This is a genomic window from Trinickia sp. Y13 (genome assembly GCF_029522115.1).
In the GTDB taxonomy this organism is placed as follows: domain Bacteria; phylum Pseudomonadota; class Gammaproteobacteria; order Burkholderiales; family Burkholderiaceae; genus Trinickia.
In genome coordinates, this window is sequence record NZ_JAKWFK010000002.1 from 142,250 (window position 1) to 163,456 (window position 21,207).

Annotated in this window: 19 protein-coding genes; 6 read left to right on the plus strand and 13 right to left on the minus strand. The window is 64.5% G+C overall.

The annotated features are described in order from the left end of the window. Positions 1-221 precede the first annotated feature (221 nt). On the plus strand, positions 222-1,631 hold the full coding sequence (locus MMB74_RS03760; protein WP_277427713.1) for a sialidase family protein: 1,410 nt from the start codon (positions 222-224) through the stop codon (positions 1,629-1,631). Between the two features lie 25 nt (positions 1,632-1,656). On the opposite strand, the gene MMB74_RS03765 is transcribed toward MMB74_RS03760, so the two are convergent. From MMB74_RS03765 to phnS, 7 genes are all read right to left on the minus strand, one after another. Then, positions 1,657-2,229: a phosphonate degradation HD-domain oxygenase gene (locus MMB74_RS03765; RefSeq protein ID WP_277427265.1), complete on the minus strand. Its 573-nt coding sequence runs from the start codon at positions 2,227-2,229 to the stop codon at positions 1,657-1,659. Between the two features lie 3 nt (positions 2,230-2,232). Then, the gene (gene phnY, locus MMB74_RS03770; protein WP_277427266.1) at positions 2,233-3,696 is read right to left on the minus strand and encodes a phosphonoacetaldehyde dehydrogenase; all 1,464 of its coding nucleotides are present in this window, start codon (positions 3,694-3,696) and stop codon (positions 2,233-2,235) included. Beyond that, positions 3,693-4,979 (minus strand): phosphonoacetate hydrolase, encoded by a 1,287-nt coding sequence (gene phnA / locus MMB74_RS03775; protein ID WP_277427267.1) that lies wholly within the window; start codon positions 4,977-4,979, stop codon positions 3,693-3,695. The genes phnY and phnA overlap by 4 nt, the downstream gene beginning before the upstream one ends. 185 nt (positions 4,980-5,164) lie before the next feature. Continuing rightward, entirely contained in the window at positions 5,165-6,028 is an 864-nt protein-coding gene (gene phnV / locus MMB74_RS03780) for a 2-aminoethylphosphonate ABC transport system, membrane component PhnV (protein ID WP_277427268.1), read from the minus strand. Further along, positions 6,025-6,906, minus strand: a complete 882-nt coding sequence (locus MMB74_RS03785) for a 2-aminoethylphosphonate ABC transporter permease subunit (RefSeq protein WP_346780667.1) — start codon at positions 6,904-6,906, stop codon at positions 6,025-6,027. Before MMB74_RS03785 ends, phnV begins: the two co-directional genes overlap by 4 nt. A 43-nt stretch (positions 6,907-6,949) precedes the next feature. Beyond that, complete coding sequence (locus tag MMB74_RS03790; protein ID WP_277427270.1) at positions 6,950-8,047, minus strand: ATP-binding cassette domain-containing protein; 1,098 nt, start codon at positions 8,045-8,047, stop codon at positions 6,950-6,952. A 30-nt stretch (positions 8,048-8,077) separates the two neighbouring features. Beyond that, positions 8,078-9,169: a 2-aminoethylphosphonate ABC transporter substrate-binding protein gene (gene phnS / locus MMB74_RS03795; protein WP_277427271.1), complete on the minus strand. Its 1,092-nt coding sequence runs from the start codon at positions 9,167-9,169 to the stop codon at positions 8,078-8,080. A 217-nt stretch (positions 9,170-9,386) separates the two neighbouring features. Between phnS and MMB74_RS03800 the strand changes: the two genes are divergently transcribed. Beyond that, positions 9,387-10,496: a 2-aminoethylphosphonate--pyruvate transaminase gene (locus MMB74_RS03800; RefSeq protein WP_277427272.1), complete on the plus strand. Its 1,110-nt coding sequence runs from the start codon at positions 9,387-9,389 to the stop codon at positions 10,494-10,496. A 12-nt stretch (positions 10,497-10,508) separates the two neighbouring features. Here MMB74_RS03800 and MMB74_RS03805 read toward each other — a convergent pair whose 3' ends face one another. The 3 genes from MMB74_RS03805 to MMB74_RS03815 form a co-directional block, all read right to left on the minus strand. Further along, the gene (locus MMB74_RS03805; RefSeq protein WP_277427714.1) at positions 10,509-11,264 is read right to left on the minus strand and encodes a DeoR/GlpR family DNA-binding transcription regulator; all 756 of its coding nucleotides are present in this window, start codon (positions 11,262-11,264) and stop codon (positions 10,509-10,511) included. 115 nt (positions 11,265-11,379) lie between these two features. After that, a complete protein-coding gene (locus MMB74_RS03810; protein WP_277427273.1) occupies positions 11,380-11,532 on the minus strand; it encodes a DUF6496 domain-containing protein in 153 nt (50 codons plus the stop codon). A 137-nt stretch (positions 11,533-11,669) separates the two neighbouring features. Continuing rightward, complete coding sequence (locus MMB74_RS03815) at positions 11,670-12,350, minus strand: FadR/GntR family transcriptional regulator (protein ID WP_277427274.1); 681 nt, start codon at positions 12,348-12,350, stop codon at positions 11,670-11,672. Between the two features lie 290 nt (positions 12,351-12,640). On the opposite strand from MMB74_RS03815, the gene dgoD reads away from it, so the two are divergent. After that, positions 12,641-13,789 (plus strand): galactonate dehydratase, encoded by a 1,149-nt coding sequence (gene dgoD, locus MMB74_RS03820; protein WP_277427275.1) that lies wholly within the window; start codon positions 12,641-12,643, stop codon positions 13,787-13,789. A gap of 43 nt (positions 13,790-13,832) precedes the next feature. On the opposite strand, the gene MMB74_RS03825 is transcribed toward dgoD, so the two are convergent. Then, positions 13,833-14,750 (minus strand): CopD family protein, encoded by a 918-nt coding sequence (locus MMB74_RS03825; RefSeq protein WP_277427276.1) that lies wholly within the window; start codon positions 14,748-14,750, stop codon positions 13,833-13,835. A gap of 569 nt (positions 14,751-15,319) precedes the next feature. On the opposite strand from MMB74_RS03825, the gene MMB74_RS03830 reads away from it, so the two are divergent. The 3 genes from MMB74_RS03830 (at position 15,320) to MMB74_RS03840 (ending at position 19,229) form a co-directional block, all read left to right on the plus strand. Then, positions 15,320-16,051: a c-type cytochrome gene (locus MMB74_RS03830; protein WP_277427277.1), complete on the plus strand. Its 732-nt coding sequence runs from the start codon at positions 15,320-15,322 to the stop codon at positions 16,049-16,051. Positions 16,052-16,071: 20 nt separating this feature from the next. Then, on the plus strand, positions 16,072-17,367 hold the full coding sequence (locus MMB74_RS03835; RefSeq protein WP_277427278.1) for a cytochrome c: 1,296 nt from the start codon (positions 16,072-16,074) through the stop codon (positions 17,365-17,367). 179 nt (positions 17,368-17,546) lie between these two features. Next, positions 17,547-19,229 (plus strand): DEAD/DEAH box helicase, encoded by a 1,683-nt coding sequence (locus MMB74_RS03840; RefSeq protein WP_277427279.1) that lies wholly within the window; start codon positions 17,547-17,549, stop codon positions 19,227-19,229. Positions 19,230-19,335: 106 nt separating this feature from the next. On the opposite strand, the gene MMB74_RS03845 is transcribed toward MMB74_RS03840, so the two are convergent. Continuing rightward, positions 19,336-20,031 carry a hypothetical protein gene (locus MMB74_RS03845; RefSeq protein WP_277427280.1) on the minus strand — a complete coding sequence of 232 codons (696 nt, stop codon included), beginning with the start codon at positions 20,029-20,031 and terminating at the stop codon, positions 19,336-19,338. Further along, the gene (locus MMB74_RS03850; RefSeq protein ID WP_277427715.1) at positions 20,015-20,818 is read right to left on the minus strand and encodes a ferritin-like domain-containing protein; all 804 of its coding nucleotides are present in this window, start codon (positions 20,816-20,818) and stop codon (positions 20,015-20,017) included. The genes MMB74_RS03845 and MMB74_RS03850 overlap by 17 nt, the downstream gene beginning before the upstream one ends. Positions 20,819-21,207: the final 389 nt, after the last annotated feature.

Below are 21,207 nucleotides of genomic sequence, written 5' to 3' on the forward strand. Positions count from 1 at the left end.
CCCGGATCAAGGCACTCGCGCCTCGATCGGGATGCAGCCGTCGATGAAGTCTGACCGCCGCGCTGGCGGTAACCAGCGCCCACGGGACCCGCCATGTCACGACAGAGCTTAGGTTGGCGCAAGCCATCGCCGGCCGAAGGCGTCGCGCGACATGTGCAGTGGACCGTACTTCAACGAGAGGGTCTTCCATGCGACGCCATACCACGCCTCGAATCCGCTTGATGCACCTTGCCGTCACCGTGCTCGGCCTCACTTCGGCGGCGGCAGCCACCGCCGCCCCCGTGCGCGTCTCCGGCCAAAGTCCCTTCGCCACATGCACGATCGGCGGCCCCGGCACGAGCTTCGTCAATGCCGAAGTCGAACCTTGGGTCGCCGTCAATCCGGCCAATCCGTCGAACGTCATCGGCGCCTGGCAGCAAGACCGCTGGTCCAACGGCGGCGCCCACGGTCTCGTGGCCGGATATTCGTTCGATGGCGGACAAACTTGGCAGCAAACGAATCTGCCGTTCAGCGCTTGCGCGGGCGGGCTCGGTTACGAACGCGCATCCGACCCATGGGTGTCGATCGGGCCGGACGGCACGGCCTATACCGTGTCGATTTCGTTCAATCAATCGAACAACAGCAATTCGGTGGCCGCGGCCGTATCGAACGACGGCGGGCAGACTTGGAACAACTTGAGCGTGCTGATCGCGGATAACGAACCGTCGACACAATTTTTCAACGACAAGGAATCGGTGACGGCCGACCCGCTCAAGGCCGGCGTCGCCTATGCCGTGTGGGATCGACTCGAAGAACCGAATTCGAACCCTTACGCCGATTTGCATGCGCAAGCCTATCGCGGCCCGACGTATTTCTCGAAGACGGTCGACGGCGGCAAAACTTGGAGCGCCCCGACTCAGATCGTCAAAGTGCCGTCGCGCCAGCAGACGATCGGCAATCAGATCGTCGTCAACCAGCAAGACGGGACGCTCTACGACTTCTTCGATCTGATTACGCCGCCGCAAAAGCCTTCGCCGTACAAAGTCGCATTCATCAAATCGACCGACGGCGGCGCGACATGGACGTCGCCGCGCGTCATCGCGAATTTGCAGACGGTGGATACGGTCGATCCGAATACGGGTGAAGCGCTGCGCACAGGGGACATCATCCCCGAGCCCGCGATCGATCCCGCCACCGGGCAGCTCTATGTGGTGTGGCAAGACGCGCGCTTTAACGGCGGCAAGTACGACGAGATCGCGCTATCGACGTCGAGCGACGGCGGCAATAGTTGGAGCACGCCGATTCGCGTCAACACGCCGGCGGGCAAACTGGCCTTCAATCCGTCGGTGCGCGTGAACAGCGCGGGCAAGGTCGCCGTCACCTACTACGACCTGCGCAACCTTGCCGCGGGCGATACGTCGACGCTGCCGACCGACTACTGGATGACGACGTCGGCCGACGGCGGCAAGACGTTTGGCAACGAGACGCATCTGGCGGGCTCGTTCGACTTGAAAACGGCGCCTTACGCCGAGGGATACTTCATCGGCGACTACGAAGGACTAGAAGCGCGCGGCACATCGTTCCTGCCTTTCTTCGTGCAAACGAACTCGGGCAACACGGCCAATCCGACCGACGTGTTCGCCGCGCCCTAACCGTAGCCTTGCGCCGGGCGGCCCGCTATCGCGGCTCGCCCGGGTTCGCCTTCGCATGCGCCACACGTTCGACGACACCCAAGAAGTGTTCGAGACCGGGCGTGCGCATGCTCGGCTCTTTAGCCACATCGTCCCAGCGGCGAAGGTCCACGGCTTTCTGCGCGAAGGGCCTGCCGATGAAGGCGCGAGCTTGATCATCGTCGAACGTGCCGCCCTGCAGCGCCAGGCTGCGCGTCGAATCGGCGGAAAGGCGTTGCCGGTAACCGCTATCGATCGCGCATAGATAGCGCTTCGCGTCCACGTGCAAGCGAATCGGCTCCAACACGCTGTCGGGCAGCCAGGCTCGCAGAAACGGCAAGGCGAAGTATTGATGACCATCGTCGATACCGCGTGCGCTCGGCGTCTCCCCTTGCAGGTTCAACAGATGACCGAGGTCGTGCAAAAACGCCGCCGCGACCAGCGGATCCGCGGCGTCGGCCGCTTGCGCGAGCGCGCCGCATTGCAGCGCATGCTGCAACTGAGTGACCGGCTCCCCGCTGTATGCGATCGCGCCGTGCCGCTCGAACAGAGAACGAATATCGCTGAGATTCAGTGCCATCGCTCACTCCCACGGCAGCGAAAACGTCTTGAGATTCGTGAAGCTTTTCATCGCTTCTTGCACGCCTTCCTTGAAACCAAGGCCCGAATCCTTGATGCCGCCAAAGGGAGTCAATTCGATCCGATACCCTGGCACCTCCCACACGTTGACCGTTCCCACTCTCAATTCGTTGACGAAACGCGCAATGAGATCCTGGCGATTCGTGCAAACACCCGACGAAAGCCCGAAGGCCGTGCCATTGGCTAGTGCGATCGCCTCGTCGATCGTATCGAACGCAATGATCGGCGAAACGGGGCCGAACGTTTCCTCGCGCACGAGGCGCATCGATGGATTCACGAGATCGACGACGGTCGGCGCATAGAGCGCGCCGTCACGCCGGTGTCCCACCAAGACGCGTGCGCCCATCGCTTGCGCTTCGCTGACCCGCGCCTCGAAGCTGCGTGCCGCCTGTTCGTCGATCACGGTTCCCATGCGATTGCCTTCGTCGAACGGATCGCCGTAGGTCCATGCGCGCGTCAGTTCGACGACACACTCGGTAAACGATGCGGCGATGCGTTTATCGACGAGCATGCGTTTGACCGCCGTGCAACGTTGCCCCGAGTTACGGTAGGAACCCTGCACCGCCAACCCAGCCGCGCGTTCCACGTCGGCATCGTCCGCCACGATCAATGGATCGTTGCCGCCCAGCTCGAGCACGCAGCGCCGATACCCTGCTCGCTCGGCGATCCGCTTGCCGATCGCAACGCCCCCGGTAAACGTCACGAGATCCACGAGCGGATGCGTGACGAGCCTATCGGCGATTTCGCTCGGCTCTCCCGTGAGCACTTGCAGCATCGGCGGCGGCAGCCCCGCTTCGTACAGCAGATCGGCGAGCCAAAGCGCCGATAGCGGCACCTTCTCCGACGGTTTGAGCACGACGCGATTGTTGGTCGCAATCGCCGGCGCGATCTTGTGGGCCACCTGATTCATCGGGTGGTTGAACGGCGTGATCGCAACGATGACGCCGGCAAGCGGCTCGCGTTGCGTGAACACGCGCCGCCTCTTGCCGTGAGGCGTCAGATCGCAGGAAAAACTTTGTCCGTCGTCGCGCAGCGCTTCCATCGCGGCGAACTTCATGACATCGGCCACGCGCCCGATCTCGTACCGCGAGTCTTCCTTCGAAAGCCCCGACTCCAGCGTGATCAAATCGGAGGCCGCTTCCACGCGCTCGCGCAGCAACGCGGCAGCGCGCTCGAGGATCTGCGCCCGCTCGAAGCGCGACAACGTAGAACGAAAGGCGGCGGCATGCCGAAGCGCGGTTTCGACATCGTCGATGCTCGCAAGCGGCACCGTGCCCACACGCAAGCCCGTATAGGGATCGAACACGTCGAACGTGCGCGCGCGAAACGCCCGCTTGCCCGCCAGGCGCAGCGCCTCGGCGCGAAACCGCTCATGATCGCGAACCGCTTGCGAGGCGACGACGCTCATGCTTGCCTCGCATGGTTCAGTGCGATATCGAACGCGTCGAAGTTGCGCAAGCGGCGTCCCCCGTAAAGCGTCTCGATCCGCTCGACGCGGCGATTGAACACGAGCGGCACGGTCTGCTCCGAAAGGCCCCCGTGCGAGCGCAGCGGCACGGTCAAGCCCGAGAGATCGTGGGCCGTGCGGCGCGACCCGATGGCGACATCGCGGCGAGAGACGACGACGATGTCGCCGATGCGTTCGGGCATCAACTCGAAGCGCGCACACGCCTTTCCGTTATCGAGCACGAGTTCGATACCGTCCAACTGGGCGATGCGCTCGATGATGGAAGCGGTGTGCGCCGCATCCTTCAAATGCACTGTCGCAAACGAGCCCAAGGCGCCGTGGTGAACGACATAGGGATCGGTGATCGGCAGCACCACGCGCGAGGCTTGCGCCCCGAGCCAACCGTCCAGCACGTCTTGCAAGTAGATGACGTTGGGCTCGCCCGTTTTAGGATCGTGCTTGGCGTTCATGCCGTGGTCGGCCGTCAGACCGATCGTCCAGCCGAGTGCATCGAGCCGAGCCAAATAGCCGTCCATCATCGCGTAGAACGCGTTGGCGCCGCTGCTGCCCGGCGCGCATTTGTGCTGGACGTAGTCGGTCGTCGATAAGTACATCAGGTTGGCGTCGCCGCGCTCGGCCAAGCGCACGCCCGCTGCAAGCACGAACTCCGACAACGACGCGCTGTAGACATCGGGCAAGGGCAAGCCCGTCAGCCCCAGAGCATCGTCGATGCCGTTCTCCGCCAAGGTCACTGCGTCGGCTTTCTCGGCGGAGAAGCAAATGCCCCGCAGTCCCCAGCCGAGCAAGCGCCGCAGCTTGTCTTTGGCCGTCACCACGGCCACGCGCGCGCCGGCTTGGGCCGCGGCCGCGAGCAGCGTGCCCGCTCGCAGGTAGGCGGGATCGTTCATCATCACTTCGGCGCCTTGGCTGTCGTTCGCGCGCGGGTCCCAGAAGTAGTTGCCGCAGATGCCATGAACCGAAGGCGGCGCGCCGCAGACGATCGAAAGGTTGTTCGGGTTCGTAAACGATGGCATGACACAGTCGGCGCGCGCCGCCGTGGCCGCCGCATCGTTCAACAGGCGCGCGATGAAGGGCGCGACGCCTGCCCGCGCCGCCGCTTCCAGATAGTCGAACTCGCATCCGTCGACGCAGACGACGGCAACGGGCGTGCGCGCCAATCCGGTTAGATCGTAGCTGCGCCCGTTGACTTCGACGACCTGCTCTTCGGTCGGTGCTTGGTTCATATACCCCATCTTGCCCCTCGCAATTTATCAATCAATTTGCCACATTTTGCCACATTTCCGAACGAGCGTTGACGGTCTCGAACCGCGAGCGCCAAGGATTTCGCCGGCTACCGGCTACCGGCTACCGGCTACCGGCTAAGGGCGATGCGGCCGATGGCGGTTCCGATCCCGCGACACGCGTTGCATCACGTCGACCGGCGCTTCGGTGCGCGCGCCGCTATTAGCGACAGCGCCGCCAGCGACACGAGCAGTAGGATCAGCGAGAGCGCAGAGGCGGGAAGGTAATAGCCGCGCTCGACCTGGCCGACGACGACGATCGGCACCGTCGCGAAGCCGGGCGGGTAGACCGTGAGCGTGGCGCCGAGCTCGCCGAGCGAAAGCGCGAAGCCGAGCGCGAGACTCGCCCGGATCGCGGGCACGAGTTGCGGCAGCACGACACGCCACAGCACCATGGCAGGCGGGGCGCCCAGGCTCGCGGCCGCTTCGCGCAGCACCGTCAACTCGGGGCGCAGCGCGGCAGCCGCGCATCGATAGCTGAACGGCAACACGAGAGCGAGTTGCACCAGCACGACGATGGCCGGCGAACTCGATAAATCGAGCGGAGCCTTGTGATAAGCAATCAACACTCCCAGGCCGAGGACAACGCTCGGCACGCCGTTGGGCATCATCGTCACCATGTCGACTAGCGCGCCGAGCCCTCGCCGCGTCCGCCCTTCCAGAGCAAGTGCAAGCCAAAGCCCGAGCGCCGTGCCGAGCACGGCCACGGCAAAGCCGATTTCGAGACTGGCCACGACGGCGTCGAAATCGCTCGAACCGAGCCGCTCGAACCAGCGCGTGCTGAAGCCGTCGGGCAGGATCGTGCCCGACCAATGCGAGGCGACGCTAGATAGCGCCACCACCGCGACCGGCAGCACGAACAGCCACACGCACAGCAGCGCGGCCGCCAGCGTGACCACCCACCCCGCTAAGCGCGTGAGAACGCCGCGCGAGGCGCGAAACCCTGCCGCTGCGCGCGCTTGTGCGTGCGCTTCCAAGTTCGCCGCCATCATTTCGCTCCCATCGCCTGCCGGCGATCGACGCTGCGATACAGCGCGTAAAGGGAAAGGGACATCGCCAACATCACGACGGCCCCCGCGGCCGCCGTCGGCAAGTCCAGATCGACGGTGGCGGCGCTATAGATCGCAACCGGCAGCGTCACGAGATGAGCGCTGCCGAGCACGAGTAGGATGCCGAACTCGTTGAGCGTGAGCAGAAAGCACAAGATCGTGCCGGCGGCGATGCCGGGCCATGCGAGCGGCGCGACGACGCGCAGCGCGACCATGACGCCGTTCGCGCCGAGGCTGCGCGCTGCTTCGACCAGGCGCATGTCGATCGTCGCGAACGAAGCGAGCGTCGGACGCACGACGAACGGCGCGTAAAAGACGACTTCGGCGAGCACGATTCCGCCCACACCGAACAAGAAATCGAGCGGCGGCGTGCTGGAGTGAAACAGCCGCTGTAGCGCAATGCTGATCGATCCTTGGGAGCCGTATAGAAAGATCAGCGTGAACGCAACCAGAAAGGAGGGAAAGGCGACGAACAGTTCGAGAAAGCGCGTAATGAGCGCCGCTCCCGGGAACGGCTTGAAGAACAGCAAAGCGGCGAGCGCGACGCCAAGCGTGGACGCGATGGCGGCGCTCGCGAAAACGATCGCGATCGTCGTGCCCACCACGCCCGCCGTGTCGGGGTTCGAAAAAAACGCGGTGTAGGCGTGCAGCCCGAACCCTCCGTGCGGGCCGGTCAAGCTCAGCACGACCAGGCGCGCGAGCGGATAGATCACGAGCGGGCCGAGGACGATGACAGCGACCAACAGGACGTGCAAGGATGCGAGGCGATTGCGGCGCGCGCCGGCATTGGCGTGGGATGCGGCATGGCCGTGCGCGGGCATCGGCGCCGCTTGCGTCGTCACGCCAAGGCTGGGCCCGACGGCGTCAAGGTTCGACGAGGATGACATGATCGGCCTCATAGCTGAGCGACACGCGCGCGCCCTTCTCAGGTGTCATACCGTGTCCGCGCGCCGTCGTGACGAGCACGGGCGTCTCGGGCGCCGCATCGAGCGAGACCGATACCGATAGCACCGGGCCGTACCAGTCGACCGTAGCGATCGTCCCGTGCAGATGTCCTTGCCCAAGCGGCACGAGGTGCAGCCTTTCCGGCCGCAAGCAAGCGAGCCGATCGCGTTCGCCATGACGCGCGTCGCCGACGGGAAACACCACGTGCGGCGGCAGCAGATTCGCTACGCCGAGGTAACGTGCGACGAAGGCATCGGCCGGCGCGTCGTAAAGCGCCTGCGGCGTGCCGATTTGCGCGATTCGGCCATCGCGCATCAGCAGAGTGCGATCGGACAACACGAGCGCATCGTCTTGATCGTGTGTGACGCAGACGATTGTCAGATTCGGCAACCGCTCGTGCAGCGCCTTCAACTCCGAGCGCACCGACGCGCGCAAATTGGCGTCGAGCGCCGAGAGGGGCTCGTCGAGCAACAGCACGTCGGGTTCGATGACGAGGGCACGCGCCAGCGCCACGCGCTGTTGCATGCCACCCGAGAGCTGAGCAGGCATGACATGGCCCGCGTCGGCCAGTTGCACGAGCTTGAGCGCATCGGCCACCCGTCGCGCGATGTCGGCTGCGTTCGCGCGCCGCGCGCGCAGCCCGAAGGCCACGTTCTCGAACACGCTCAAATGCGGGAACAATGCATAGTTCTGAAACAGCAGACCGAGATTGCGCCGATGCGCGCTCTCGTGTGTGAGATCCCGGCCCGCCACGAGCAAGCGCCCAGCGACGAAGTCGGCTTTGACGAACCCGGCGATGAACCGCAGCAAGGTGGTCTTACCGCAGCCGCTGCGCCCGAGCACCGTCAAAAATTCGCCGCGCCCAATTGACAGGGACAGATCGTCGAGCACCGCGCGTGCGCCGAAGCGCACGCTCAGCCGTTCGATCTCGACGCCTTGCGCTTGCGCGCGCAACGCCGGCTCGTGCGCAGGCGCAGCGGCTCGCGCGCCCTGTAACGCCAGTCCTGCGGTATTCACCGGGCTCGCCCTCCGTCGGCGTTAGATCGCTTACTGCTTAGGTTTGACGACGTCCGTCTGCTTGCCCGAGTTGCCGATCACATCGCTCTTCCAGCGCGCCGTCCAATCGGCTTTCTTTGCCATCACGGCGGTCCAATCGACGGGAATGAGCTTGACGCCCGCGATCGCTTGCTTGACCGCCTCGCCGTTCTTGCCCGCGAGCTTGACGTCCGTACGCCCCGGAATGCCGAAGATGTCCGGCACCTTCGCTTGCACCTGAGCCGACATCAAATAGTCGATCAGCTTTTTGCCTTCGGCTTGGTTCGGACCGTTCTTGACGAGCCCGATCGCGTACGGCAGTTGAAACGTCGTGGGCTGGCCGCCGGCTTTGTCCGTGAGGAAGATCGGCTTGAGCGTCAACCCGCCGTTGGCTGCGTCGTCCAAATCCATCTGCAAATCGCCGTTGGCCACCGCGATCTCATTGCGCGAGAGCAGCACGTCGAGGTAACCCGTGCCCTTCGTATGGAACTTGGCGCTTTGTTCGAGCTTCTTGAGGTAGTCGAACGCCTTGTCCTCGCCCATGAGCGCGGTCGTCAGAATGATGACGGCCATGCCGTCGCCGGCCGTGGCGGGATTGGAGTACGCGATCTTGCCGCTGTAACCGGGGTGCAACAGATCGTCGAACGTCTTCGGCTGGTTCTTGACGACATCCGGGTTGATCGCGAACGAGAAGTAGTTGTTGACGAAGGTCGCCCAAGCATCGTTACTCGCCTTCGCAATCGCGGGGACGTTCTTGTACTGCACGCTCGGATACGCCTGCAGCACGCCGTTTTGATCGGCCTGCTGGATGAACGGCGGCAGCGTGACGATGACGTCGGCCTTCGGCGAATCCTTTTCGATCGTCGCGCGATTGACCACTTCACCGCTGCCCGCCGTAACGATGTTGACCTTCACGCCCTCTTGCTTCTCGAAGGCGGGCAACACGTCCCTGTACAGATTTTCGAGGCCGTCGGCCGTATACAGCACGACTGCGCCGGCGGCGTGGGCCGGCAAAGCGAGCGTTTCGAACAAAGCGGCCGCGGCCATCGCTGCGAGCAGGCGGCCTAGGCGGCCCTGGATGCGGGCGCTGTGGCTCCGTGTCATGTCGATCTCCAAAGGTGTCGGTCGAAGCGTTTTTCTGGACATCCCGGCGCACTCGCCGAGCATCGCAAGATTCACAGGCTTTGGTGACAGCGCCGTGACATCCGGCTTCAATGCAACTTTTTGACACATTTCGCCAATAAACTGCGCGCACCGGCCGCCGTGTCGCCTAATGATTCGTTTGCGGTTTGGGCCCTACGCCTCGATTGGAGACCTGCCGATGTCCGCTTCCTTCCCGATCCTGCTCACCCCTGGGCCGCTCACGACCGCCCCTGCCACGCGCGAAGCCATGCTGCGCGACTGGGGCTCTTGGGACGGCGAATTCAATCGCATCACCTCGAGCGTGTGCGCGGATCTGCTCTCCATCGTCCACGGCGAAGACGAATACGTGTGCATTCCGATGCAAGGCAGCGGCACGTTCTCGGTGGAAGCGGCTCTCGGCACGCTCGTGCCGCGCAACGGCTGCGTGCTCGTGCCGAACAACGGCGCCTACTGCGCACGCATCGTTCGCATCCTCGAACGCATGGGCATCGCCTACGTCACGCTGCCGCTCGAGGACGACGAGCCGGCGCGAGCCGATGTGATCGAAGCAGCCTTCGCGAGCGCGCCTGGCATCACGCACGTCGCACAAGTGCATTTGGAAACGAGCGCAGGTTTGCTGAACCCGCTCGACGAGATTGCCGCCGTCTGCGCGCGTCACGACAAGCGGCTCATCGTCGACGCCATGAGTTCGTTCGGCGCAGTGCCGATCGATCTGCGCGGATCGGGCATCGACGCATTGATATCGGCTAGCGGCAAATGTTTGGAAGGGCCGCCCGGCATGGGTTTCGCGATCGTGCGCCGAACACTGCTCGAACAATGCGCGCAGCGCTCGCCCTCGCTTGCGCTCGACTTGCACGATCAGTGGGTGTACATGCGCAAGACGGGCCAATGGCGCTTCACGCCGCCGACGCATGTCGTCGCCGCGCTGCGCCGTGCGATCGATGCGTTTGCTGCGCAAGGCGGGCAGCCTGCACGCGCCGCGCGCTACGCGGGCAATCGCGCGACGCTCATCGAAGGAATGAACGCGTTGGGCTTCTTGCCGTTCTTGCCTGCGGCCGTGCAATCGGACGTGATCGTGACCTTCCACGCGCCGCGCGATGAGAACTGGCGGTTCGCCGATTTTTACGCTGCCGTGCGCGCAGCGGGCTTCATTCTCTACCCGGGAAAATTGACGCGCGTCGACACGTTTCGCGTCGGCTGCATCGGCGCGATCGATGCGGGGGATATGCGTCGCGCGGTAAGCGCGATCGCAGCAGCCGTGGAGCAACTCGGAATTCGAGTTCGATAAGACCGCTTCGCGTCAGACCGTAACGAGCTTGGGGCCGCGCGCCGCTATGGCTTTCACGATTGGACGCGCCGGCGCGCGTTCCGTGATCACGTAGCGCGCCAATTCGATTCCGTCGATGCGCACAGGGGTGACGCGCCCGAACTTCGAGTGATCGGCGACCACCACGACAGTGCTGGCCGCGCGCAGCATTCGTGCGCGCACTTCGGCAGCCATGCGCGTGTAGTCGGTCAACGCGCCTTCGGCCGAGACGCCGCCCGCGCCGACGAACGCGAAGTCGGCGTGATATTGGCTCAACTGCTGGACCGTATCGAGCCCGAAGACGGCGTCCTCGCCTTCGGCCAACTCACCCCCGAGCAAGGTCACGCGGTTCTCGTTGCGGCGGCCGAGCAGCAACGCGATGCGCCAGTCGTTCGTATAGATCGACAGCCGGCGATGATTCATCAACGCGCGCGCGACCGCTTGCGTCGTGCTGCCCGAATCGATCACGACCGAGGCGCCGTCCGGCACCAACTGAGCGGCGCGCAGGCCAATGACGCGCTTGGCCGGCGCATGCTCGGCTTCTCTCGCGTCCAGATCGGGCTCGCGCCGCTCGGCCGACAACGCGCCACCGTGTGTCGTGACGACGAGCCCGCGCTCCGCGAGCACGCGCAGATCGCGGCGAATGGTTTCGCGGGAAACGCCGAGCTCGCTCACGAGCTCGGCGACAGACAGGGCGCCGTCTTTGGCGAGGCGCGACAGGATATGTTGGTGACGTTGTTCTGCGAGCATCGCGCCGGTGTCGCCGCCGACGGGCGGCATGGGGGCCTGAAACGCGCGTATTGTAGTACGGCGCGGCGCCGCCGCCCCGACGAAACCCTTTGATCCGCGCAGTAGCGCGGCGAGGCTACTTCTCGTGCTTCTTCGGGATCTTCGCCCCCGACTTGCGGGCCTGATTCAGGGCGATCGCAACGGATTGCTTTTGCGACTTGCCGTGCTTCATCTCGGTCTTCACGTTCTTGGAGATATCGTCGCGGGATGTTCCTCGTTTGAGCGGCATGGTGTCCTCCTTTGCGCACGTGGCGCATTGCCGATAAACCCAACTCTAGATCAGCAACGCGCGTTCCACCTCGCCGAAGGATGCGTGCGCACTGCGGCGCCACGCACCGCCCGAGCGCGATGCGATTGCAAATGCGGCTAGGCCTCGATCCGCTTGCGCGTGACGCCTAGCAGGTCGGCCATGGCGGCGCGCGCCTCGTCGGGCTGGCGCGCGCGAATCGCGTCGTAGACGGTCGTATGTTGCTGCAAAGCGGCGTTGAAGACATCGGCGCGCTTCGCATTGAGCCGCAGTTGCGATTCGAGCGTGCGCTCGATCAGCGAACCAAGCGGCATCAACAATTCGTTGCTGCACGCCGTCAAAATGCCCAGATGAAAGCGCAGGTCCGCGCGCACCCATTCGTCGATGTTGCGAGCGGCAACCATCGCCGCGTGAGCTTGCTCGAGCGCGTCGATCGATTCGCGCGTGTGCGAACGCGCGGCCAACGCGGCCGCATACGGTTCGACCATCTCGCGCACTTCCTGCAATTTGAGCGCGAACTCGAGCTGCGGCGCGACCTGCGAATACCACTCGAGCAGATCTGCATCGAGCAGGTTCCATGCGCTGCGGCGTCTCACTTTCGTGCCGACTTTCGGACGCGACTCGACGAGCCCCTTCGACGTCAGCGTCCGCAGTGCCTCGCGCAAAACCGTGCGGCTCACGCCGAACGATTGCATCAGTTCCGCCTCGCGGGGCAACAGCGTCCCGGGCGCATAGTCGCCGCGCAAGATGGAGGTCGCGAGCATATAAGCGACGCGCCCATGCAAATCACGTTGAATCATCGTTCTCCCTGTGGTTTCGGCCCACGCGGACGGCACGCCGAACAGGCATGCGTCCTTCGTGCCAGCGCTCGCCGCGCCTCGGCCGCTGGGGCGATTATCGCGGCCGCACCGTAAAGCGCAAGGGTTGCGGCCCCGCGTTCGCGGAAAAGAGACGAATCCATTAATACTATTAATAGTACTTCAATAAAAATTGATGTAAGATGCGGCCATCGACGCGCCGTCGCATCGGGCCGCCCTCGCCCGTACGGCCGTCTTGGTCGATCCAGATTCGAGAGGAGGAGATCTCGCTCATGAAGATTACGAAACTAGAAACGTTCGTCGTACCGCCCCGGTGGCTATTTCTCAAAATCGAGACCGATGAAGGCATCGTCGGCTGGGGCGAGCCCGTCGTCGAAGGGCGCGCGCACACGGTGGAGGCCGCGGTCCATGAATTGGCCGACTACCTCGTCGGCAAGGACCCGCGCCACATCGAAGATCACTGGCAGGTCATGTATCGCGCCGGTTTTTACCGCGGCGGCCCGATCCTCATGAGCGCGATCGCCGGCATCGATCAGGCGCTGTGGGACATTCTCGGCAAGCACCATGGCGTGCCGGTCCATGCGCTGCTCGGCGGCGCGGTGCGCGATCGGATCAAGGTCTACTCGTGGATCGGCGGCGATCGTCCGCACGACGTGGCCAACAACGCGCGCGCGGTCGTCGATCGCGGCTTCAAGGCGCTGAAGATGAACGGCTCCGAGGAAGTGCAAATCGTCGATACCTACGACAAGGTCGAGCTGGTGATCGCGAACGTGGCCGCCGTGCGCGAAGCGGTGGGGCCGCACGTGGGAATCGGCGTCGACTTCCATGGCCGCATCCACAAGCCGATGGCCAAGGTGCTCGCCAAAGAACTCGATCCCTACAAGCTGCTGTTCATCGAAGAGCCCGTCTTGTCGGAAAACGTCGAGGCGCTGCGCGACATCGTCAACCAAACGAACACCCCGATCGCGCTGGGCGAGCGGCTCTATTCGCGCTGGGATTTCAAGTCGATCCTATCCGAGGGATATGTCGACATCATTCAGCCCGACGCCTCGCACGCGGGCGGCATCTCCGAATGCCGCAAGATCGCGTCGATGGCCGAAGCCTACGACGTGGGGCTCGCGCTGCATTGCCCGCTCGGGCCGATCGCGCTTGCCGCCTGCTTGCAGCTGGACGCCGTCAGCTACAACGCTTTCATCCAAGAGCAGAGCCTAGGCATCCACTACAACCAAGGCAACGATCTGCTCGACTATCTGCACAATCCCGAGGTCTTCCAGTACCAGGACGGGTTTGTCGCGATTCCCCAAGGCCCGGGCCTCGGGGTCGACGTCGACGAAGCCAAGGTGCGCGAGATGGCCAAGACCGGCCACCGGTGGCGCAATCCGGTCTGGCGGCACGCCGACGGCAGCGTCGCCGAATGGTGATGCCCAGGCGCGGGCGCCGCGCGAGTGCCTCGCGCCCGCGCCGTCAATGCATCGCCGTGTAACCGGGCGGGCAGCGCGCGAGCACGGCCGCCACGACGAACACGCCGAGCATGACGAGCGCCTCCAGGTGCAGCACGTTGTTGAAGGTGTGCGCGTCGGTGGTCGATGCGGTCCGGCGCAGGCGGGGCAGCGCCAGCGTGCGGTTCAGGCCGCCTAGCAGGACGGCGAACAGCACGAGCGCGGCCTTGAGCGTCAGCACGTGCCCCCAGGTGCTATCCGCAAGGGGCGCGAGCGAACCGCCGAGGCCTCGGTATGCGTTGAAGATCCCTGTGAGGACGACGACCGCCAAGGCCGCCGCCGCCCATTGGGAAACCTGCACGGCCACCCGAATGAGCACGCCGCGCGTGGTCGAGGTATCGAGCGCGGGGAGCACGAGCATGCCGCCCGCGAGCACGATGCCGCCCCAAACGCCCGTCGCCAACACATGCAGGGTCTGCACCGCGACGGCGATCGAGAACCAGCCCGCGTCCACGGCATGGCCGATCGACGCCTTGCCCACGGCGATCACGACGATCGCCAACCAGAACACAGCCAGCCCCGCGCGGCCGCCACGGCCCGCGAGCGCGCAAACCCACGCCAGCAGGGCGCCCGCGAACGCGATGGCCCAACCATGGCCCACTTGCGTGTGGCCGATCACGGTAGGCACCGCCCCGAGCGCCATGCCTAGCCCGACACCGCTCATCGATGCCGATTGATAGAGCAGCCAAAGCAGATCCGAGAGCACGAGCGCGAACGTCGCGGCCACCAGCGACGAGCGGGCGCGCTGCCAGGCGGCGCGAGCCAACTGGCCCTCGAACGAGAGCCATCGTTCCAGCAGGGCGGAGCCGATGGCGAACGCCAAGGCGATATCCATGAGCGCGGCGAGCGCGACCTGTCCGATCGAGAGTCCGGTTGCGTTCATCGAGCGAGGGGTGGCGCGAAAGAAAGAGTCATTGGAAGCAATTCGAAAGGCTTGGGATGGAGCGGCACGGGCGCAAGCTCGCTGAAGGCAGGCCGCCGTGCGCCGCAGGCGAGAGTGTACGTGCGAAGGCCGCGGCGCGCGACCATCGGCGCTCGCGGTCGGGGCACGGTGCATGCTGCTACTGCGCCGCATCGAGAAACGGCCGTCTCATGGTCCTTTTCGGCGCAAAACGGGCCCGATCCGGCCGATGTCGGCCCTTCTTCTATGCCCGATGTGCAAAAAGGAGACAGTGATGCCAATGAGGGCGCCTGCCTGCAGAGCCGCGCCGCGACTCGATTACGCGCGGCATATTGTCGCTATGTCGCGTCTCGCCCGATGGGCGGCGCTTTCGGCAAATAGCTCGCCTATGCCATCGATGATAGAATGCTGCGTCGCAGCGCCTGGGCTGCCCGTGCGTTTGCCCGGCGAATCCCTTGCCGCGACCGCTGCAACATCGCGCATCGAACTTTCAATCCCAAGCCACAGAGCCATACCGAGCCGACCGTAGCCCGGTAGGTCCCCGAATAACGATGGAGTTACGCGTGTCTTCTAGACGCATTTTCCGCCCGCTACTCGCCCTTCTGTTGATTGGCGGTGCCGGCGTCTTCAGCACTGCGCAAGCGCAGACTCAGCCCAAGGCCCCCGATACGATGGAAGCGCGCGTGCAAGGCTGCACCGCTTGCCACGGCACGCATGGTCAGGGCACCGATAACGACTACTTCCCGCGCCTCGCGGGCAAGCCTGCCGATTACCTGTACAACCAGCTCGAGAACTTCCGCGCGGGCCGGCGCAAGTACCCGCCGATGAACTACCTCGTGACGTACCTCTCGGACGACTACCTGCATCAAATCGCGACCTACTTCTCGCAGCAGCGCCCGCCGTACCCCGCCCCGGCCAAGCCGACGGTGTCGAACGACGTCCTCGCGCGCGGCAAGCAGATCGTGCTCCATGGCGATACGGCGAAGAACATCCCGGCCTGCGCAGCCTGCCACGGCAAGGGGCTGACGGGCATGGAGCCCGCCATTCCGGGCCTCGTCGGCTTGCATAGCGATTACATCAGCGCCCAGCTGGGCGCCTGGCGCTCGGGCACGCGCCACGCGATCGCGCCCGATTGCATGCACGAAATCGCTTCGCGCCTGACGGACGAAGACGTGACGGCAGTCGCGGCTTGGCTGTCGACGCAACCCGCCCCGTCCAACCCGGTCCCGGCTCCGGCCCGCTCGATGAAGACTCCGCTTGCTTGCGGTAGCGAACCACAGTAAGCGCGAGGAGAGACACACCTATGAAACGCAAGTCCCTGTTCGCTCTGTCGGCCCTCGTCGTTGCCGCGGCCGCGCTCGTGCCCGTGCTCTGGACGGGCTCCGACAACCTGCACAACGGCTCGGCGCAAGCCGCCACTCCGGCCGACCAAGCCGCGCTCATCAAGCGCGGCGAATACCTTGCCCGCGCGGGCGACTGTATCGCCTGCCACACGGTGCGCGGCGGTCAGCAGTTCGCCGGCGGCCTGCCGATGGCCACGCCGTTCGGCACGCTCTACACGCCGAACATCACGCCGGACGACCAATACGGCATCGGCAAGTGGTCGTCGGACGACTTCTACCGCGCGCTCCACACGGGCCGCTCGAAGGACGGCAGCCTGCTCTATCCGGCTTTCCCGTTCGCGAGCTACACGAAGGTCACGCGCGCCGATTCCGACGCGATCTACGCTTACTTGCGCTCGGTGCCGCCCGTGGCCGTGCCCAGCCGTCCGCACGAACTGCGCTTCCCGTTCAACAACCGTAACCTGCTGATCGGCTGGCGCACGTTGTTCTTCCGCGAAGGCACCTACAAGGACGATCCGACCAAGTCGGTCGAATGGAACCGCGGGGCATACCTGATCGAAGGTCTGGGCCACTGCACGATGTGCCATACGTCCATCAACATGATGGGCGGCCCCGTCAATTCGGCCGCGTTCGCGGGCGGCTTGATCCCGCTGCAAAACTGGTATGCCCCGTCGCTAACGTCGAACAAGGAAGCGGGCCTCGGCGATTGGGACATCAAGGACATCGGCGATCTGCTCAAGAACGGCGTGTCCGAGCGCGGCGCCGTGTTCGGTCCGATGGCGGAAGTCGTCCACAACAGCCTGCAGTACATGTCCGACGAGGACGTGCGCGCCATGGCTACGTATCTGAAGACGATCCCGCAAAAGAGCGAAGCGCCCGAGACGATGCAGTACGAAACGTCGGAGAAGTACGGCGACGCGCTGCTGCAGCAAGGCAAGAAGATCTACGCCGACAACTGCGCGAAGTGCCATGCGGAAAACGGTCTGGGCAAGCCGCCGGCCTACCCGCCGCTCGCCAACAACCAGTCGATTCAGATGCCGTCCGCGGTCAATCCGATCCGCATGGTGTTGAACGGCGGTTACCCGCCGAGCACGGTGGGCAACCCGCATCCGTACGGCATGCCGCCGTTCGCGCAATCGCTGTCGAACCAGGAAGTTGCCGCCGTCGTTACGTACATCCGGATGTCGTGGGGCAACCACGGCACGCCGGTGTCGCCGCAGCAAGTGAGCGATCTGCGCTCGGCGCCGCTCGACTAAGCGCATAATGCACCCTTGGGCGCGGCTACGCGGGCAACCGCGGCCGCGCCTTTATCTTTTCCGGAGCCGGTGAAACGGCCGAGTCCGGACCCAAGCGGCCGGCCGGCGCCAAGAGCGCCGAGCGCGCACGAAGTCCGACACGGACGTCGGCCGCCTCACCGCATTGCGAAGAATTCTCTATGTCATTCGATTCCCTTGGCTTGTCCGAACCGCTGGTCCGAGCCGTCCATGAACTCGGCTATACGAAGCCGACCCCGATTCAACAACAGGCCATCCCGGCCGTACTGAGCGGCGGCGACTTGCTGGCAGGCGCCCAAACCGGCACGGGCAAGACGGCCGGTTTCACGTTGCCGATCCTGCAGCGCTTGAGCGAGGCGCAGCCGCATGCCCGCGCGGGTGCGAAGCGCATGGTGCGTGCGCTGATCCTCACGCCCACGCGCGAGCTTGCGGCCCAGGTCGAAGAAAGCGTGCGCGCCTACGGCAAGTACGTGAAGCTCAAGTCCGCCGTGCTGTTCGGCGGCGTCGGCATCAATCCGCAAATCGAGGCGCTCAAGCGCGGGGTCGATATCGTCGTGGCGACGCCGGGCCGTTTGCTCGACCACATGCAGCAAAAAACGATCGACGTCTCCGAGCTGGAAATCCTCGTGCTCGACGAAGCTGACCGCATGCTCGACATGGGCTTCATCCACGACATCAAGCGCGTGCTCGCGCGCTTGCCCGCGAAGCGGCAGAACCTGCTGTTCTCGGCCACGTTCGCCGACGAAATCAAAGCGCTCGCCGACAGCTTGCTCGACGAACCGGCGCTGATCGAAGTCGCCCGCCGCAACACGACGACCGAACTCGTCGCGCAGAAGATCCATCCTGTCGACCGCGATCGCAAGCGCGAATTGCTCACGCATCTGATTCGGCAGCACGGGTGGTTCCAGGTGCTGGTCTTCACGCGCACGAAGCACGGTGCCAATCGCCTGGCCGAGCAGTTGACCAAGGATGGCATCACCGCGCTGGCGATCCACGGCAACAAGAGCCAATCGGCGCGTACGCGCGCACTTGCCGAGTTCAAGGACGGCACGCTGCAGGTGCTGTGCGCGACCGATATCGCGGCGCGCGGCATCGACATCGACCAGTTGCCCCACGTCGTCAACTTCGACTTGCCGAACGTGCCCGAGGACTACGTCCATCGCATCGGCCGGACGGGTCGTGCGGGCGCGACGGGTGAAGCGATTTCGCTTGTCTGCGTCGACGAGCGGCAATTGCTCAAGGACATCGAAAAGCTGATCAAGACCACGATCGAACAGGAAGTGATTCCCGGCTTCGAGCCCGATCCGAACGCGAAACCCGAGCCAATTCAGTTGCGACGCGGCCAGGGCAATGCGGGGCGGCCGCCGCGCGGCGAGGCAGCCAAGCACACGGGGCGCTCGCAAGGTGGCCAAGCGGCATCGCGTGCGGGCGAAGCGCGGCGCGAAGGGCGCGGCGGCGCCGATTCGGAGAAAGGCAGCCGCGCGCCGAAATCGAAGGACGCATCGCAGCCGAAGTCGGCGCAGCCTCAAAAGCAAAGCCGGCCGCAGCAACCAAGCAAGCAGCAGGCAGGGGCGAAGCCGGCTCAGCCGCAAGGCCGAGCGACGTCCCAGCAAGGCAAGCCTGACGCCAACAAACGCAAGCCGCAGGCGCAAAGCGGACAACAGGCCGACCATGCGGCGGGGCGCAGCCAGCCTCAAGGGAAAGCGCGCACCGCGGCCGAGCCGCCGCGTGCAGGCACGGGAGCCGCTCCGAGCGACCGTCGTCGCCAAGCAAACGATCCGGGCGCCCTGCTGGGCGGCAAGCCGCGTAGCGGTGGCGCGCGCAACGCCCACCGCGGCGGCTGATAGCCGGGCGTGGCCAATCAGCCCGCGCGCGGCGCGCTGGATGCAAAATGGGGGCGCGGCCGTGACTTTGGCACGACCGTGCGGCGAAACCGGGCCCGCGCGGTGTTTAACTGCCGGTGGTCGCTCCCGCCGCAAGATGCGTATGAGCAGCTTGCCGCAGCTGCTCGATTTGCTTTCCCCAACGGTTGAGTACGGCCGAGCGATCGGTTGCTGCGCCAGTCAGTTCAAATGCGATCCCGCTGGTTAGGCGGGCGTATCCCACTTGCTGGATTTCACCTGCATCGATCGTTGCGATGAATTGCGCCAGCCCACGGGCAGCCATTCCGGGTGCGCCGCTTCCACCACTTCCACCGCTTCCACCACTTCCACCGCCCTCACCGGCTTCGCGCGCAGACATCGTTTCAACAGACAACTGCACCTGATAGAACGCGCCTTCATGCACGAAGGTGAGCGCCGCTTGCGCGCGTCGACGGTCGCCCTGCGTCGTCGCCATACGCTGGCCGTGCGACTCCGTCCGCTGAGCCGCCACAGCTTCGTCTGCAAACATCAGCGCACCGACCGCGCGCGAACTCGGCCACAGCGCGAACGCGAGATGTCGCGCATCGGGCGCATAGAGCTCGCCCAGGCCGAGCAGCGACGTACGCAAACGCCCTTGTGCGTCGCACGTGATGAGCGACGCGCTGAAACCCACCTTCGAAGCGAGCGCCGTCCCATCGAACAGCGCCAAGAGAGAAGGCGGCCACGCGTCGAACGCGCACTGCTCGAGCGCGCGTGCCGCCGCCGGCTCAGCGGAAGAAGACATGCTGAGCAACTTTCGCGAGCGGATAGTGCACACCCGGTTGGATGCGTGCGGGAATGTCGAGCGGCTTGAGCAGCATTTTCACGCACATATCGGCCGACAGATTGCGCCGCACGAGCGAACTGATGCGCGATGCGCGCTCACGGTTGTACGCGGAATCGTGAACCCGCTCCGGATAGCGAATCGCGAACACGTGCCGCAACGCGATCTCGGAATCCTCGCTCTTGATTTCGATCACACGGCGCAGCAACGCCCCGAGCACGGCCAGGCGGCCATTGCCTTCGATCAAGTTGTATTTTTTGAAGTACTTGAAAAAGTGTTTGTAGTGGCGCACTTCGTCGCTGCGGATGTGATCGGTGATCTCCTTGAGCACGGGTTCGTCGGAACATTCGTTGATGGCCCGATACAACGTGGCCGTGCCCGTTTCGACGACGCAACGCGCCACCATTTCTAGTGCACGGGTTTTTTCGAACTCTTCGAGTGAACAGGTTTTCGAGTATTCGTCGAAGAAATTGCGAAATGCGGTGTCCCAATCGAATTCGGGCCACACGTGGGCGATATAGGCTTTCAGCGCGCGCCCGTGCTGCAGCTCCTCAGGCTCCCATTCCCGATTGAGCCAGGCGGATACTTCCGGATCGCCGTCGAAATACGCCGTGAGATTGCTCGTATACAGATCGGTGCCACTTTCGATGAACGAGGCCGCGCACAGCAGCAGCAGCAAGTCTTCATTGGCCGCGGCGCGTTGACGATCGATCCGGGAGAGATCGATATCCTCGATGCGCCAAGGCATCACATGTTTCGAGTCGATGGTCATGGCGTTACGCTCCCAAAACCGCACCTCTCAATCCGCGTCGCGCGGCGAACGGCCCTCGCAAAAGCTTGTTGCGGAAATCGAAATACGGCGCCGGTGAAATTTCGTTAGGGCTTATCACTATGGATCTTAGCCGCAGTTCCACGAAACTGCTTCGATCATGCACAGACCCATGGACCTGAAGTTCGGTTCCGGAGGCCGCGCATACGTGGGGCGTAATCGTATTACGAAGTATTAGACGAGAGATTCGAGACGCGGGAAATTGCGACGAATTCCCGCTTTGCGTTCTCGCGGACGCGGATACGCCAAAAGGGCGATAGAAATAGGGACGCAACGGTAAGCCGCCTTCCACTGAAGAGGTGAAGTGG